The following is a 17597-nucleotide window of genomic DNA, read 5'->3' as shown; positions in this document are numbered from 1 at the left end:
CGCATCATGAAGGAAGTCCTGGTCAGCGGTTAAATAAATCCTCGGCGATAGTCCCGGCTTACAGACTTTACGGTCACCAGGCGCGGAAACCGTGGTAAATTAGCCGCATCGTTAGTCATCAACGCTTGCACATGAATATTCAACACAAAGCTCATCCTTGGCATGGCATCCAACCCGGCGAGAGCGCGCCGGATATCGTCACGGCCTTCATCGAAATCGTTCCTTCAGATACCGTCAAATACGAAATCGACAAAGCCACCGGTTACTTAAAGATCGATCGGCCGCAAAAGTTTTCCAGCATGATCCCAACCTTGTACGGATTCATTCCGCAAACCTATTGCGCGGAAAGAACCGCCGAATATGCGGAATTGATGTCGGGTAAAACCGTCAGCAAGGGCGATGGCGATCCGTTGGATATCTGCGTGCTGAGCGAGCGTAGCGTCACCCATGGCGATATTCTGGTTCAGGCCATTCCTATCGGCGGATTCCGCCTGCTGGACGGCGGCGAGGCCGACGACAAGATCATCGCGGTGATGAAGGGCGACGAGTTTTACCGGCAATGGCGCGATGTGTCGGATTGCCCGGAATCCTACATCAACCGCTTGAAACATTATTTCTTGACCTACAAACATTTGCCGAGCGAAAAAAGCATCTGCGAAATCACCAACGTCTACGGCCGGGAAGAGGCGCATGAGGTGATCAGGCGCTCGATGGCCGATTATCAATATCATTTCGGCAATACAGATGGTGAGTGAGGCCGCGTCTTCCTGGCATCAGCCGTGGTGCGTTTTGCCTTAAAACGGGATTCTGGCGCCCAATTCCACCGTATGGTCGGTGATGTCCGATTGGCCCAAGCGGTATTCGTAACGCAGAAATCCTGCCCGGCCCTCGGGCAGGTTTACGGCCAGGGAACTGCCGATGTTGAAATAGTCGCGGTCGGGATTGTCGGTCAGAACGGTAAATTTCCCCGCGCCTGCCGAGGCGTTGGCGAATCTGGCCTGAATCAAGCGGCTATCATCCATGTATTGATGGACCCATTCAAACCGAATGCTGGGAGATAAAATCCCCCACGACAGGCTAATCGCTTTGCTGGCTTGTCCGCCGACGGTCGAGGAAGTCGATTCTATTTCCTGGCTGTCGAATTCCAGGCCCAGTCCAGCGCCGCCATTTTCCCGATAAGCATCGACTTGAGTATTGAGGTATTCCAGGCGGATATAAGGATTGATGATCACGTCCTGTATCGCAATATCCTTGCCAAATCCCAGGCTGACGCCGTACTGATCGCCGTCCGGCGAGCTGTCCGCCGTCGTGTCCAAGCCATTCAACTGAATGCGGCGCTTGGTATCGAAATTATGCAGGGCATAGCTCAAAACCCAGTCGACATAAAAATCGCTGGGCAGGAAATAACTGCCGTAGGTGGAAAACTCGAAGGCGTCGGTTTCCATGCGGCCGTTATTGTTGAAGTAAGTGTTTTCGGTGCCGCCGTAGCCGAACGCCGCGCCCAGCACCAGGTCGTCGGTAAGGCTGTAATCGAGACCGACGGTCATCGACTTTCGTTCTACATCGAAGCCTTGTTCATTTCGGCTGGCTTTTTTATCACCGACATTGAATTGGCCTTTGATGAAAAAACCCAAAGGGCTGTCCCTAAAGGGTTCTGCTGAGGAATCATCACCGGCGGCTCCGCCCAGCGCCGGCCCCAAGGCCGTCATCAAGGCCTTGCCGACCGGAATATTTTCGCCGTTGATGTTGATGGTCGAGTAGCCGAGCAGGGTGGAGTTTTGTTGCTGGCTGTTACGCAGGTTGACGATACGGCCATGAATGATCGAGAACTGTTTGAAGCCAAAATCCGTCGCCATCGTGCCCTGCGCCGCCACTTCGTCCGGGATGATACTATCGAGATCGGCATTGCTCACCTCATTGCAACGCGCCAATAATTCACCGGTGGCATTTTCGCAGGCGCTGAGCAAGCCTTCGTACACCGAGCGTTGATTGGGTGTGAAATTGGGGTTGTCGAATAAATTGGGGGTCGGGTTCGGCGGAGTCGGCTCTGGTGGCGGCGCTGTATCATTGTCGTTGATGTTGACTATGGCTGATCCTGCAACGGAGACTGTATCGTTGGAGTCCGAGCAAATAATAGTTGGGGATTGAATGGACAAGTTAATCGTCTCCGCCCCTTCGACCAAGGCATCGTCGACGATATTGATACCGATGGGAGCCGTAGCGACATATTCCGATGTGTTGTAAATAGCGAAAGGTACATTAAACGAAAACGTTCCTCCCGAAATAGTATAGTCCTCGCCAGAAGAGGCCGAGCCGCCAGTGGCGACGACAGTACCGCTAATGGTACAGCTGCCATAGTCTCCGGTGACAGAGGCAACGCGAACATTTACCGTGGCCGTGCCGTCCGCTTCATTGACGCTATAGCTGTTCGGAGAAAAATCCAGCGTCCAGGCCTCAACCGCGAACGGGGTCATCGACATCAGGCTGATAGCCGCCAATAACAAAGGTTTCGAGGCGTGCAGCCGTGGTGAAAACACCTCGGCCTGGTCGCGGCGTTTTGAAAACGGCGGCATGGCAAGGGTGTCAAACGCAAAGGTGTGCTTCATAATCTGAATCGAAAGGGCGTGTCGGCCGGCGAAAGGATGTCGAATCGCGATAATTGCGAAGTCAATTTTAGATTGAGTATAGTGAGAACCGATTAACAGTTCAAACCAAAATGCCTTGAATCCCAAATGCTTTCGCTTCGAAGCATGCGTGCTTTTCAACGTTTCCGGGCACCGAGACGAATATTGCGAATGAGTAGAATACTTTATGTTTGGGAATTGGGCGCAGGGTATGGTCACATCGCCGCCTTTCATGCGGTTGCGCAGTGGTTGAAACGGCGCGGACATCAGGTGATTTTTGTGCTGAAAAACCTTGAATATGCCGATAGTTTGTTGGGCAAGGATGGGTTCGATTATCTGCAGGCACCTATCCGCTGGCCGGGCATGCAAACCATGCCGCCGGCCAGCAGTTATCCTGGAATTCTGAAAAATGCAGGATTCAATGATGAGGCGGGCTTGTTTGGCCGTACCCGCGCCTGGCTATCCCTATATCGATACCTGCAACCGGATTTGATCGTATTCGACCATGCGCCCACGGCCTTGCTGGCGGCGCGGATGCTGAGCATCCCCAAAGTCTTGTTCGGCAATGGTTTTTTTTCGCCTCCTCGGCTCAGTCCATTGCCCGGCTTGCACCCCATGCTGAAAGTGCCGGAAAAAGAGTTGATAAAAACCGAGGCAGAGGTGCTGCAGGCGGCCAATAGCGTACTGCAAAGACTCAACTGTCCGACACTGGGAATGCTGGCGGATTTGTTTAGCGTGGACGAGGATTTTTTGCTTACCTTTCCTGAGCTGGATCATTACCCGCAACGTAGCAATGCATGTCACTGGGGGCCTGCACTGTATCAAAGCGAAGGTTTAGAGCCGCGCTGGCCATCGGTTGGCGACGGCAAAATTTTTGCCTATGTAAGAACGGATTATGCCAATTTAGAAACCTTGCTGCAGCAGCTCCGCACGACGGCTTGCTCGGTGTTGATTCATATCCCCGGCGTTACGCCGGCGTTCATTCAAAAACATAACAGCGCCAATCTGCATATTTCACCGCATCCCTATAAAATTTCCGACATTTGCCAACAGTGCGACCTGGCAATCAGTCACGGCGGAGTATCAACCCTTTCAAGTTTTCTGTTATCCGGCAAACCGGTTCTGGTATTGCCCATGCAACTAGAGCAGTGGTTGAGTGCGATGAAGGTCGAGGCCTTGGGCTTTGGAAAATGCATTGCCAGCGAAACCAAAAAGCCAAACTATCGGGCCGCTATTTCCGAACTTTTGTCCAATTTTGCATGCAAACAGGCGGCTGGGGCGTTGGCAGAAAAATACGCCGGGTTTTCACCCGCTAGACAGGCCAACGACATTGGTTTACGTTGTGAGGCGCTGATAGACTCTCGCCGTGCGGGTGAGTCGTCCAAGGTTTGCGGGGCCACCGAGGCACCATAGTGCTGGAGATAGCCTGCTTTGTTGGTTTTCATGTTTCGTTGACTGTTAAACAAAAGTGACTCAAGTTGCTTGGAGGTGCTGTCGTGGGCTACCCGCATAATCGATCGCCAAGGACCGAGTCATGCCGTAAATATAACCTCCTTTTCCCTCGGGAGGCTGTCTTGTAACCTGGTTGGCGCAGCATAATCCAGCAAAGTCAGAATTGGGTTTCTTTGCATTCAGTCCAGCCTGTCCGTTACGACAGTATTCCAGTGGGTATTTTTCGGAGGGTTTTCCAATATTTCAGATATTTCGTTTCGAGGAATAGCCATGACTCACATCGACTATGTCACCTCCAATTATGGGGTAAGGGTACCCAGGATTTTATACGGTACGGCCTGGAAGAAAGAACGTACCGCCCAACTGGTTGAGCAGGCGCTGGCGCTAGGCTTCCGGGGTGTCGATACTGCATGTCAGCCCAAGCATTATCATGAAGCCGGGGTCGGCGAAGCATTGCAGGCCAGCTTTGCGCGGGGAGGCTTGAGCCGCGATCAGATTTATCTGCAGACCAAATTCACGCCCGTGGACGGCCATTCTCCGCAACGGATTCCTTACGATCCCAAAGCCCCACTGGCGGAACAAGTGTTGCAATCGTTTCAGGTTTCGTTAAAAAACTTGCAAACTGATTATCTGGACGGTCTGATCTTGCATTCGCCGCTGCCGGACCGGCAGCAATTGCTTGAGGTTTGGCATGCGATGGAAGGCATATTTCTGGAAGGCAACGCCAAGGATTTGGGTATCAGTAATTGTTATGACCTTGGCCTGTTCAAATTCCTCTATGCCGAAGCCGCGGTCAAGCCGGCCATTATTCAAAACAGGTTTTATCGGGACACTGGCTTTGATGCCGGCATCCGTGAGTTTTGCCGGCAGCAGGGCATTATCTATCAGAGCTTTTGGACGCTAACGGCCAATCCCCGGATTTTGGCCTCGGCAACGATCGAGGACTTGGCCGCGGAATATCGGCGCAGTCCGGCTCAAATCTTTTTTCGCTATTTGACCCAAATCGGCATCGTGCCATTGACTGGCACCACTTCCGCGCAGCATATGACGGAGGATTTGGCGATTTTCGAGTTTGAGTTGACCGAGGAGGAGTGCTTGGGGATAACGCATTTGCTATGAATGCGAGAGGCGCCGTCACCGTAATCAAGGGATATAAAAAAGCCCGCGGATGCGGGCTTCGTCCTGTTTGATATTGTTTTTATTGTTTGGACGCTGTCATTAGAAATGACAGTTTGAATGTTGTGCGATTGTTGCTGTTTTTATACCAGATGACTGGTCGCTTTCCTCCCTCCCCATTGAAAGATGACGATTCTTGCAAATCGAGCTACCTTTTCAAAGTTGGCGCATTCTATGGGATAAATTTCGTCCTGTCCAGAAAAATTGCGACAATTTGTCGCGCTGCATTCCTGCAACGGGACAGGCAATCTAATTTGGAAACTGGGGTTGATGGGAATTCTTCTTGGGGATATGGCGCGAGCGAAAGCAAAAGGCCTCTCGAGCGAGCCTATCCTGCAGCGGGCATTCGGTAGGGTGGATAAGGCCGTTAGCCGCATGCACCGGATCAGGGCCCGTCTTGTTAGATGATCCATCTCTACACATTCGAAATCGGGAAGTCATTGTTAGCCTGAGCCGCGTCAAGCTTGATCTGCATAAACAGATTGCACTTGACGCTCAGGAAAGCTTAACGTTACGCGAGTACCGGACGATGCGGTCGCGCCAGTCAGTTTTAGCCTGATGCCATGCATATCGGCGATTTCTTTTACTATCGCCAGACCTAAGCCGCAACCATTCCCGCCACTACCCGGAATGCGATAAAAACGTTCAAAAACCTTGTCGATTTCATGCGCCGGAATTCCTAGCCCATCGTCTTCGATTGTTAAGACCGGATAAGGGATATTGGTTAACTCTACAGTGATATGGCCGTAGGTGTCCGGATTACGATAAGAAATGGCATTGTCCAATAGATTACTCAGCATTTCCCGTAGCAATGTTTCGTTTCCACTAATCATCTTGTCTGGCGCGCTGCTCTCAAAACCGAGCTCCATATGATGGGAAGACGCTCTCGGCGCCCATTCCATGCAGGTACTTCTGACCAAGTCGCATAAATCTATTGGCTGAAATTCGTTCATCCCGTCTACCGGTTCAGTCTTTGCAAGCACCAAGAGTTGATTGACCGTATGCGATAGACGTTCCGTGCAGTTTCGCATTTGACTCAGGGCAGGTTTAATATCAGCGATGTTTTCCTCTCTCAATGCGCGCTCGACTTGCACAGAAAACCCCGCAAGCGGTGTACGAAGTTGATGCGCGGCATTGGCAACAAACCTTTGCTGGCCGACGATGGCTGCGGATAACCTGGCTAACAGCCCGTTGATAGTATCGATTAGCGTCTTGACCTCGACTAAAACATTGGCATCGGCAATTGGGCTTAAATCAAGGGGTGAACGTTTTGTGATCTCATCGGCCAAGACTTTCAATGGATGTAGGCCTTTGGTTAATCCCGATACCAAAAAGCAACTGGCAAACATCACCATTAAAAACTGTGGAATCAGGTCAGCCAATAAAATGTCGATCATCATCGCATGACGCTTGTTGAGTGTTTCAGCGACGTGAATATAAAAAGTATCTTGAATATCGGCCCTTTGTACGCGCAGTAAGACTACTCGAACCGGTTCTTGATCAATATAAGATTCATAAAAAAAGGGTTTCGAAAAATCATTACCCCCACTAGACTCGGGGACGAAAACATCACCCGCCAACAGCCCCCTTTTTTTCGAAAAAATTTTAAAAAAGGTTTTATCTTGTTCGTCCCATCTAACGATTTCCAGCGTGGAATTTGGTAATTCAATCAAAACATTCGCATCCCTAATCTTGATTTCCTGGGCCAATGAACTAGCCGAGTCCAGCAACCAGTGATCATAGGTTTCATTAACGTAATGCAAAGTCACATACCTGAATCCGTGACTCCACATATTGCCAGACCTTTTATTCGTCATACTCTTCCAAAATTCGCTGAATTTAAAAGTGTGGTCCGGGCAATCGAGTTTAACGGCTAGAAATGCAGCGTATTATCTGGAATATTTTCCCTGCATGATTCAATTTGATGGACTTTAGGCGCAGGATTCCCAAGCCACTGTGAATTTGCGGCGTTGTGCTATCGATGGCAGAGCGATCAGTCGCTAGCCGGCGGCGAGTTTGGCGTAGGTGGATTCAAAAGCGATGAAACCGGGACAGCTCTGTGAAAAGCGCAGCTTCAGCCGGTGCCCGCTACGGATGAGTCGCGCGGCCAGATACATCAGTTCCTGGATCACGGTTTTGATACGCCGCCGCTTGGCAGGATGCCTGACCGGGCTTTGTTCGCCCAGCAAGCCGATCAGGCCTATCCAGCGCAGGATGTTGTAGCTATAGGCGCTGAGGCTCATGATCAGGTCGTTGGTGGCAAACTTGCCGGATGGCAGGCGCTCGATATCCAGATCGGTCTTGAATTCGCTGTGGAATTGTTCAGCGGTGGCATGGTCGCGATAGAGGGCAATAACCATGGCATCGTCGTAATCGGCCACCGGCAGACTGGTCCACCAGCCTTCGATTTCGATATCCGGTAGCACGAGGGCTTGGCCTTGAGCCGTGATGGTGCGCTCGGTGATTTGCATGACCCGGCGACAGGTATAGGTTTTACCGTTGCGAGTGTGTTGCTCCATGACACTGAACAAGGCCACGCGTTTGCCTTCGCGCGGTGTGGTCCACTGGCCGTGTTGTTCGGCGTAGGCCAGCCAGGCGTCGGCATCTTGTTTACGCGGGTTCCATTTGATGATGAAATCGACCTGATCGGCTTCGTGTAAGTCGATGCGATTGTCGAGCGCGTCGTGACCGCCATCCAGCCGGACCAACAAAGGCAAAGTCGTCAAACGTTTCGCGGCGGCGAGTCCGCGCTCCAGCGCATAGCGGAATTCGTATTGGCAATGCTGCTTGCCTTCGCGCAGTTCATTACCAATACACCAGCCCTCTTTACCCAGATAGAGGGCAATCGGGGCGTAGCCGTCAAAACCTTTGTAGGTTCGGGAGACGCCTTCTTTGCAGGTTTTTTCGTTGTTCATGGGGTAAACATCGATATCCAACGCGACATGGCCTGTGGCTAACGGCGTTACCGGCACCTGGGCGTGAGCCAGAAAATCGAGGTTGCTTTGATAAATGATCGGTAATAAGGCGTCGGCGTGTTCATCCAGTCGCTGTCTGAGGCGGGCGCTGGAGGGTACTTGATGAATGGCGAGCGCGGCTTTGAAATAGTCGTCGTCGCGATGGTTTTCGATGGCTTCGAAGTCGCTTTTGCCCAGGCTAAGGGTGCCTATATAGCTTTTGATAATATCGGCGTGAGCAATACCGTGCCGTAGCGGAATACCTTTTTCCAGCGCCTGATTGAGCTGGCCATATTGATTCAAACATAAACCGACCAAGGCTAATCCAGAATGGCTGGTATAAAATTCAGTTTCAGATTGCTCCAGGATAAACCGCTTCATGAATCACTCGCCGGGTGAATGGAAGAATAGCGGTATTATCCCAGAATAAGCGTTTTAAATCATTGCGTTGCGGCCGTGGATGGCCTTTTAAGTCACGGATTCAGGACATAATAAGACAGCACCGTTTCGCAACCCATAAATGCAATCAGCGGAACCAGCAAACGCTGCAGTATCGTCTTTCTGAGGCTTTTTTTGCGTTTAGGCATCGATAACGTCCAACATATAACCGAGTCCACGCAAGGTTTTGATTGTGATACCGTAGTCCTCTATGCGTTTTCTAAGTCGATGGACATAAACTTCGACTGCATTATCGGGTATTGTTCCGGTTTTCGGCGCGAGCCGTTGAGCCAGTCGGTTCTTGCTCACGACTTTGCCCGCTTCCAATAACAAAACCTCCATGACCGCATATTCCCGCGGTAATAAAGGCAAAGGCAAACCATCGAACAGTATCTGATTTTCGCATGTGTTTAAGGCCAATCTACCGACAACGACGTCATTTTGAAATCCGCCGTAACATCGACGTAATAAGGCATGAATGCGGGCTTCTAATTCTTTCAGTTCGAATGGCTTGGTGAGGTAATCATCCGCTCCTGCTTGCATACCTTTGACTTTATCATTGGGATCATCCCGGGCGGTTAATATCAATATAGGCAGCGGCAGTTTTTGTTGCCGAATGTTATTCAATAAGTCCAAGCCTTCCAAATCAGGCAGCCCTAGATCCAACACGACTAAATCAAATTCTTGCACGCCTAATAAATGCTCTGCAACTGCGCCGGTCATGGCCGCAGTTACCTTGTAACCGGTTTTACTCAAGGTGTAGTGCAGGCCATCTACCAGTACTGGATCATCTTCGATTAACAAAATTCTCATGGACATACCGTATTGTTAGGTAAATACATGGTTTACTATCAATATAATAGAAACCAGACCCTCGAGCATCATACCGACAAGACTTTGAGAAATTATTTATGCAAAAATTTATTGCCAGATGTCTATGCGCTGTCACGTTGTGTATCGATTGAATCTTCCTCCAACATGTAACCCAAACCCCTTAATGTTTTAATATTGACACCAAAAGGACTTAAGCGCTTCCGAAGCCGGTGAATACTAACTTCAATGGTATTGTCGCTAATCTCATTGTCATTGAATAAACGTTGCGCAATTTTGTCTTTACTCACAACCCTTCCAATATTCAATAAAAAAAACTCCAGCAATGCATATTCCTTGGGAAACAATAACAAAGCCTTTTCATCAACAAATACGCTGTGCTGACGGGTGTCTAGCGTTAATTTGCCGCAAACAATGTCTTTATTGAAGTTACCGTAACTGCGGCGAATCAAGGCATGGATGCGATTTTCCAACTCGTTGAGATCGAAAGGCTTGATCATGTAATCGTCCGCGCCTTTTTTCAGGCAATTCACCTTGTCGTTGATGGCGTCTCTGGCAGTGAGGACCAATACCGGAATGGGATTTTTCCGTAGCCTCAATTTCGACAAAAAATGAGAACCATCCATATCGGGTAAACCCAAATCCAAAATAATCAAGTCGAAATTTTTGGCAAATATCAATGCCTCTGCATAACGGCCGGTAGTGGCGCATGTTACATTAAAACCGGACTTATTCAGAGAGTAACATAAACCATCAACAATAACATAATCGTCTTCTATTAACAGGATATTCATGAGAAATTTTATTCGGCGTTTTCATTTTATGATTTTTTATTTTTATTTACATGCCGCGACAATGAGTGCTGTTTTCGGCTATTTTTAGGGCTTTTAATGATTTCAGGAAATGCCTAATTAAACCCAATATATTTGTTTACTCCGGTATGGATTCGCATCGCGTCCTGATGGGTACGGGTATCTAGATAATTCGGGCGCTGTGAATTTTGCGCAACGTGGTGCCGGATACCCGTTTCCCTTTCGGAATCATTAACTATCTGTGTTAGATATTATAAATAGGGTTGAATTTTGCTGACCGGACTGATCAAACCAGCATCCAAAATGATCAATCAGATTAAATCAATTAATAATTAAAGTATCTTTATAAAAGTCAACTTCTCCCGTTGCAATATCATGATTAGCGCCGACAATACCAACCCTGCCTGATTCAATCAACTCTCTCAAAATAGGGCTGCAGTCGATGACGGTTTTTACAGTTCTTTTAACGTTGATAGCGGAAACTTTTTCTACAAATTCGCCGTTACTTGAAGTTCGATTTTTGGTCTCGGTTGTTTCTTGGTCAACTGCCGGCAGGATTTTGCTTAACAATGCCGTTAGGTTATCCATTTCCACTTGGTCGCAAGCCCCTTTTACCGCGCCGCATTTGCTGTGTCCCAAAACCACAATAACTTTCGAGCCGGCCACTTTACACGCAAACTCCATGCTTCCCAAAATATCTGGGTTAATGATGTTGCCGGCAATACGAATACTAAATACATCCCCTAAACCCTGGTCGAATATGAGCTCAACCGAAGTACGCGAATCCATACAGCTTAAGATAACTGCAAACGGGTGTTGGCCGTCAGAAGTCTCATTGGCCTGCTGCAGCAGATTTCTGTTAATTTTGAGGTTATTGACAAATCGTTTATTGCCTTCTTTCAATAATTCCAATGCCATTGCAGGGGTAATGGCCGCCTGCATCTCTTTGGTTAATGTTTTCATTTATGTCCTCTTGTTGCTTTGATAGGGCTGCGTGTCCAAGTTTCCTTTTTCAGCCTCGATCGGTATATCGCATGCATCAGTCGGCTTATCCCACCCTCTGTAATGCATGCTGAAAAATTTATGGTTGAATCAAAATTAGGCCACTAATTGACTTTAGGCTCCACCTCACTCAAAAAGTGCCTCGACAACAGCGATTGCCATAGCGATAAATGCGCACCGTAATGTTTGACAGCCAAGACTGGTATCGTCGCTTCCGACATCACCGACGATGTCACGCTACCCAGTAAAATGCTCGCGGTTTTACTATGGCCCCTGGTACTGATTACGATGAGATCGGCTTGATAGTTTGTCGCTTCCGTCAGAATTTCCTGTGCGGTTTTAAAGCTTTCGATAAATAGGGGTTTGACGCGGATGCCATGCGTATCCACGCCTGTCATGATCTCTGCAAAGCGCGCCTTCTCTTCCCCCTTCTTGATTAGCTCGTGATCGTCATAGCGGATTGCCGACTCATCGGAATAAACATGTATCGCCAAACATTCCGGCACTGTATTTTTCGCGGCTATGGCGGTCGCTTGCGTCAAACTATCCGCCGATACCTGCGAGAAATCGATTGGAACTACGATACGCCGGATTCCATTAGCGTAACTTTCCGGCACCATCCATACCGAGCAACCGCAAAGCATGGCGAGGCGCTGCGCCAAAGAATGTTGTGCGTTGCTGTGATCTTGGTGGCCCAATAAAACAGATCGATAGAACTTTTGAATACGTAATCCACCAAGGAATCCAGTCTGCTCTGAGCCTTTATGACCTGATAGCTGGCCTTATCAACCGCTCCCATGCTGCTGCGAACTAATTTTTGCATTTGTTCGACCGGTTCGACGTTGGGCTTCAGATATGCGCGGGAACGTGGCGTATCGATGAAAATAAAATGCGGTTCACCCACGATCCCAGACTGGGTTAGCTGGGCCGCATAGCGCAGCAGATAGTCATCGTGTTCATTAAGTGCCAACGGAACAACTACCCTGTTGAAGTAACCAGGTTGAGACACTATGCCGGGTTGTTCTTTTGCGATGTCGACCGCTGTCAATTCAGGACTTGCGATTTCACGCGGTTTATCGAAAAAGGGACGGGCCACAAAGAAAAGCACTAATGCGGATAACACGCCGGTCAAAAAGTCGGTCAAGGGTACCATAACCGCCGTATAAGCCATTAAAGTCGCATGGAAGCGGTTATGACTGATGACTTCTTTGATCTCCGATACCTTTATCATATTGGAAGCCACCCACAGCAAGATGCCGCCGATACACGCCATGGGCACCATTTCCAAATAACTGGCTATGTAATATGCCAGGCTTAATTTAAAAAAGGCCTTGAAATAACCCGCCAACGGAGTAATGGCGCCTGCTTTGATGCTGGTGGCCGTTCTCGCTAGCGCACCCGTGCAAGGAAAACCGTTAACCAATGGCGTTAATACTTGCACCAAACCTTGTCCCCAAAACTCCTTATCGGGATTGAAAGGCGTGCCTCGGTTATTGGCCATGCGATCAGCCATGGAAGAGCAAAGCACGCTTTCCACGGCCGAAACAAAAACGATGCCGAATACAAAGTAGAAAATATCAATCACCACGCCGGATGTCATTTCGGGAAGCACAGGTGGGGTAAAAACGAAAAAGTTATTGGGAATGGAGCCATAAATATCGCGTACCAAAATAATGCCTTTATCGGCCAACAGGGTGGCTGCCAATACGGTACTGGCTGCAATCGCCAACAGCGGGGCGGGGATAAAAATCGATACGCGTAACAACAGCTTGGTGACAAAAAAGGTACCAAAGCCTAATGCTACGGACCAGAAATTGACTTTATCGATGTTGCCAAAGGCGACAGCCAAATTATGCAGTAACCCGCCTTTGATATCTTCGTCTTCGCCAAGCAAATCCCGATAGCTTTCCACCCCTAGTATCGACTCAAAGTTGCTTAGCGCAATGGCAACCGCAATACCCACGGTAAAACCTACGATAATCGAATTCGGCACCACTTTGGCGTATTTGCCGAGTCCGAACACTCCCATCAACATCAGGATAATGCCGGCGATAATAGACACAAACACCAAGAAACCATGCGCTTCGGCCAAACTTCCGCCTCCCGCTTCACCATACTTGAGCACCAAGCCGCCAATAATCGGGATAAATGCCGCCGTTGGCCCGTAGACTTGGTATTTCGACCCACCCCAGGTACGACCTATCGCGCAAGCCAAAGCACCGGCAATAATCCCTTGTTCCGGCCTCAGGCCCATTGCCATCGAGAATCCCATCGCCATCGGTATCGCCGTCAATGCAACGATTAATCCGGCGCTCATATCTCGATACGTGGTTTTTAACCAAGTTTCTTTCTTGATATCTTCAAACCGACTGTCGATCAGGGTATTAAAAAGAATTAACCGTTGCCAGATTTGAGACAGGACAGTCTGTCGAGAAGAAATTCGCGATGCAGGATCATGCGGATTCAATACAGCTACATTTTTCATACATTTGCCTCTTTTGCTGTTAAGCCAACAGATAGGAATAAAATGGAATTTCAGTGATTGGTAGCTTGCTGCGACGCACATAGGGCGTGGGATCGAAATTTGCAGACTTACGGGATATGCGAAAATACGGCCGTGGAATGACGGCTTCGTTGATTTGATTGCCGGAAATGAAATTATTGAAGGCCGCTTGGTTGAGTCCGGTAAATATTTCCCATCTAAACTCGGCTTCAACCTGCGAGTAACAGTCGCAAAGCGCTATGAAAGTCTTATCGAATTGATCACTTCGCAGGGTTTGGAATATTTCGTCCTTATCGAAAAACAGAAGCTCGACAATTGAATTGCTCAAAAACATGCTGTGAGTCAGCACTATTTCGATCTGATCGTTTATCGCGGACAACAAGGTGTGCTCTACCAGGCGAAGCGAGGCTTGCGAAAAATCGGTGGGAATGAAGACGGTGCGGTTCATCTCGGTAATCTCCAGCCTTTGTTTTTGTTTTTGCGACAGTCTAGTAACCGGAGCTTTCAAAAACCTTGCATGAAAATTACTCGAACCTTATAGAAACCTTACTCTGAAAGTCACGCGGCAACCCCAAAAACAGACTAACGACATAACAAAGTTGACTTTCATTTGCCGGGGCGATGCCCAGCCTTCATGAGCGTTACTCTGAAAGTCATTGTGGGAGCGACGCCTTCGTCGCGACGAAGGCGTCGCTCCCACAGAAAACTTTCATTTGCCGGGCGATGTCGCGCTTTCATGAGCGATACTTAAAAAATCGCGTATAGCCGAGGCCATGCCGGTTTGGAATCGACATACAGTGGAGTTGGCTAAGAAACCTTGAAGTGGTGGGATATCGCCATCACGCCAAAAGGGTAGTTTGAAAAAGGCGCATCCATTGGGTTAGGGAAATCCGCGTGGGAAAGCTTGAGGCATAAAAAAACCCCGCTAAGCCTTGTGGCTTGCGGGGTTCTGGTACTGCTTGAGACTGTCTGAGACAGTTAAAAAATCTACAGACTGTAGTACATGTCGAACTCAACAGGGTGCGTGCTCATGCGCAGACGGGTTACATCCTGTTTTTTTAGTGCAATGTAGCCGTCGATGGCATCGTCGGTGAAAACGCCGCCGCGTGTCAGGAACTCGCGGTCCGCATCCAGGGCGTTCAAGGCTTCGTCCAAGGAGAACGCCACTTGTGGAATGGCTTTTTCCTCTTCGGGCGGCAGGTCGTACAAGTCTTTGTCCATCGCGTCGCCTGGATGGATTTTGTTTTGGATGCCATCCAGACCCGCCATCAACATGGCTGCGAAGGCCAAATATGGGTTTGCAGTTGAATCTGGGAAGCGAACTTCGATACGGCGCGCTTTCGGATTGGTGACGTAAGGCACGCGGATGGACGCGGAACGGTTACGTGCGGAGTAGGCCAGCATCACAGGTGCTTCGAAACCTGGAACCAGACGTTTGTAGCTGTTGGTTGAAGCATTGGTGATCGCGTTCAGGGCTTTGGCGTGTTTGATGATGCCGCCGATGTAGTACAGCGCGGTTTCGGACAAGCCACCATACAGGTTGCCGGAGAACAGATTCACGCCGCCTTTTGCCAGAGATTGGTGAACGTGCATGCCGCTGCCGTTATCGCCCACCAGTGGCTTCGGCATGAAGGTCGCCGTTTTGCCATAAGCGTGCGCGATGTTAGCGATGACGTATTTCAGTTCCAAGACTTCGTCGGCTTTTTTCACCAGCGTGTTGAAACGGGTGCCGATTTCGCATTGGCCGGCGGTTGCCACTTCGTGGTGGTGTACTTCGACGGTTTGACCCATTTCTTCCAGCACCAGGCACATCGCGGAGCGCATATCCTGGAAAGAGTCGACCGGCGGCACGGGGAAATAGCCACCTTTTACGCCAGGACGGTGGCCGATGTTGCCGTTTTCGTAAACTTTTTCCGAGTTCCAGCCGGCTTCCTCGGAATCGATTTTGTAGGAGCAGCCGCCCATTTCGGCAGACCAGCGCACGTCGTCGAAAATGAAGAATTCGTTTTCCGGTCCGAACAATGCAGTGTCGGCGATACCGGTGGATTGCAGGTAGGCTTCCGCGCGTTTGGCGATGGAACGCGGGTCGCGGCCGTAGCCTTGCATGTCTTTGGGCTCGATGATGTCGCAGCGCAAGATAACTGTTTTGTCATCGAAGAAAGGGTCGATTTTGGCGGTGCTTGGGTCAGGCATCAGAATCATGTCGGATTCGTTGATGTGCTTCCAGCCTGCAACGGAAGAACCATCGAACATTTTGCCTTCTTCGAAGGTGTCTTCATCGACGGCGTGGGCCGGGAAAGTTACGTGTTGCTCTTTTCCGCGGCTATCGCAAAAGCGAAAATCGACGAATTTGACGTCGTTTTCTTGCATCATTTTGATTACGTTTTCTACGGACATCGGCCAGGGTCTCCTACAGTATAATTGTTATGGTCTAATGGATATAAAAATAGCCGTTACAATAGCATCAATCGCTATAAAGAGCCACTGCATAACGCGCGAATTCGCGGCTATCGAGCGGCTCTTTCGGGAAACGGCGATGCTTGTGGATCGGGGGGTTAAAACGTGACGATCATATCCATCGCCACGGCGATTTGATCGTTTTCGGTGCCTCCATCGAAGGCCTGAGTTGCGCCGTTGGCGTCAAACCAGTCGTATCGCACTTCCGGGCGCAATTTCAGCCAGGAATTGGGCATATAGTTCAGACCCGCGGTCACGGCGTAGTAATTGCCGCCGACAAAGTTATCCGCGGTGTCCACCAGGCCGGTGCGCACACCTTTTCCATCCCTGAACCATTCGCCGCGCAAGCCGGCGGCCAACTTGTCGTTGATGTCGTAGGTCAGGTATTGGTTGATGCCGTACCAATCGGTGTCGGTGCCCGTGGCGGGATTCTTTTCTTCCACGCCAAAGTCATGTTGCAACACATAGTGCAGTTTGTCGGTGAAGTTGTGTTGTAGCACCACGCTGTACATCGTGGTGTTGCGGGATTCATTGTCTAATTTATCGCCACTGATCATCGACACGGCCAGAGAAGTGTCATCGTCGGGCTTCAACGTGACGCCGCCCAGGAAATTCCACGCGCCAGGGTTTTCGCGAAAGTTATCCCAGCCCATCACGGCGCCGCCCGTGACCGATACGAAATCATTGATATCGTAGCTCAATAGCGCGCCAGTATGCGTGAAGGGTTCCCCATACAGCATGGTATAGGCGTGTGAATAGAAAAAATTATCCGGTGACGTCACGACTTCGTAGCCAATCAGCGTATAAAAGTGACCGATCTTGGCGGTGATGCCGTTGCCGAAGGGCGCATAGATTTCCGCATAAGCTTGTGGGAAGGCTACATCATAAAATCGCTCGCCTTCACCTGGCGAGTTGCCGTTGTTTCTGGGAATCATTCGGTCATCCCAGCCTGTCGCCTGAGTTTTGCGGGAGTCGGTGCCGAACATGAAATCTACCCGGCCGCCGAAATCCCATTTATCACCTTTGGTAACTGCCCTTTCGGCGAATAAGTTCAATTGATTCAACTGTACTTCGTTGATGCGGTCATTAAAACTGATGGGGGCATTGCTGCGGGCTTGATTGTTGTGAGAGGCATAGGTAATGCCGCCACTCGCCCAACCGCCAACATTGATGCCCGTGCTTTTGGCAAAAGCGCTGTCATTGACGTTATATCCGGACAGCGATTCGATCACGCCGGCATCATCGGCATGCGTAGGCGCTACTGTCAGTGCCAGGCCTCCAGTAATTAACGTGGGTATGATTTTTTTCATAAGGGTTCTCCAGTTAAGACTCATGAACTTCAAAGCAT

At 49.6% G+C, this 17597-nt stretch carries 14 protein-coding genes; 3 read left to right on the top strand and 11 right to left on the bottom strand.

Features of this window, described 5'->3' with window-relative positions; genetic code table 11:
- Positions 1-131 precede the first annotated feature (131 nt).
- On the top strand, positions 132-755 hold the full coding sequence (locus NM686_RS16510) for an inorganic pyrophosphatase (protein WP_255188947.1): 624 nt from the start codon (positions 132-134) through the stop codon (positions 753-755).
- A 39-nt stretch (positions 756-794) separates the two neighbouring features.
- Here the strand turns inward: NM686_RS16510 and NM686_RS16505 are convergent, their stop codons facing one another.
- The gene (locus tag NM686_RS16505; RefSeq protein ID WP_255188946.1) at positions 795-2606 is read right to left on the bottom strand and encodes an autotransporter family protein; all 1812 of its coding nucleotides are present in this window, start codon (positions 2604-2606) and stop codon (positions 795-797) included.
- Between the two features lie 189 nt (positions 2607-2795).
- On the opposite strand from NM686_RS16505, the gene NM686_RS16500 reads away from it, so the two are divergent.
- Together NM686_RS16500 and NM686_RS16495 are read left to right on the top strand one after the other, a co-directional pair.
- Positions 2796-4037 (top strand): glycosyltransferase, encoded by a 1242-nt coding sequence (locus tag NM686_RS16500; RefSeq protein WP_255188945.1) that lies wholly within the window; start codon positions 2796-2798, stop codon positions 4035-4037.
- 309 nt (positions 4038-4346) lie between these two features.
- Entirely contained in the window at positions 4347-5195 is an 849-nt protein-coding gene (locus tag NM686_RS16495; protein WP_255188944.1) for an aldo/keto reductase family protein, read from the top strand.
- A 515-nt stretch (positions 5196-5710) separates the two neighbouring features.
- Here the strand turns inward: NM686_RS16495 and NM686_RS16490 are convergent.
- From NM686_RS16490 to NM686_RS16445, 10 genes are all read right to left on the bottom strand, one after another.
- Entirely contained in the window at positions 5711-7021 is a 1311-nt protein-coding gene (locus NM686_RS16490) for a sensor histidine kinase N-terminal domain-containing protein (RefSeq protein ID WP_255188943.1), read from the bottom strand.
- A 231-nt stretch (positions 7022-7252) separates the two neighbouring features.
- Positions 7253-8587 carry an IS1380 family transposase gene (locus tag NM686_RS16485; protein ID WP_255188233.1) on the bottom strand — a complete coding sequence of 445 codons (1335 nt, stop codon included), beginning with the start codon at positions 8585-8587 and terminating at the stop codon, positions 7253-7255.
- Between the two features lie 198 nt (positions 8588-8785).
- Positions 8786-9457 (bottom strand): response regulator, encoded by a 672-nt coding sequence (locus NM686_RS16480; protein ID WP_255188942.1) that lies wholly within the window; start codon positions 9455-9457, stop codon positions 8786-8788.
- Between the two features lie 122 nt (positions 9458-9579).
- Complete coding sequence (locus tag NM686_RS16475) at positions 9580-10269, bottom strand: response regulator (RefSeq protein ID WP_255188941.1); 690 nt, start codon at positions 10267-10269, stop codon at positions 9580-9582.
- A gap of 339 nt (positions 10270-10608) precedes the next feature.
- A complete protein-coding gene (locus NM686_RS16470; RefSeq protein WP_255188940.1) occupies positions 10609-11250 on the bottom strand; it encodes a carbonic anhydrase family protein in 642 nt (213 codons plus the stop codon).
- Between the two features lie 143 nt (positions 11251-11393).
- On the bottom strand, positions 11394-11831 hold the full coding sequence (locus NM686_RS16465) for a universal stress protein (protein ID WP_255188939.1): 438 nt from the start codon (positions 11829-11831) through the stop codon (positions 11394-11396).
- Between the two features lie 35 nt (positions 11832-11866).
- Positions 11867-13774: a SulP family inorganic anion transporter gene (locus NM686_RS16460; protein ID WP_255188938.1), complete on the bottom strand. Its 1908-nt coding sequence runs from the start codon at positions 13772-13774 to the stop codon at positions 11867-11869.
- 19 nt (positions 13775-13793) lie between these two features.
- The gene (locus NM686_RS16455) at positions 13794-14240 is read right to left on the bottom strand and encodes a hypothetical protein (RefSeq protein WP_255188937.1); all 447 of its coding nucleotides are present in this window, start codon (positions 14238-14240) and stop codon (positions 13794-13796) included.
- A 539-nt stretch (positions 14241-14779) separates the two neighbouring features.
- Complete coding sequence (gene glnA, locus NM686_RS16450) at positions 14780-16189, bottom strand: glutamate--ammonia ligase (RefSeq protein ID WP_255188936.1); 1410 nt, start codon at positions 16187-16189, stop codon at positions 14780-14782.
- Between the two features lie 158 nt (positions 16190-16347).
- On the bottom strand, positions 16348-17559 hold the full coding sequence (locus tag NM686_RS16445) for a porin (protein ID WP_255188935.1): 1212 nt from the start codon (positions 17557-17559) through the stop codon (positions 16348-16350).
- Between the last annotated feature and the right edge of the window lie 38 nt (positions 17560-17597).

The sequence above is a fragment of the Methylomonas rapida genome, from assembly GCF_024360925.2.
Taxonomy (GTDB): Bacteria; Pseudomonadota; Gammaproteobacteria; order Methylococcales; family Methylomonadaceae; genus Methylomonas; species Methylomonas rapida.
The sequence above is the reverse complement of the archived record's forward strand: the minus strand, read 5'-3'. Positions and strand labels throughout refer to the sequence as shown.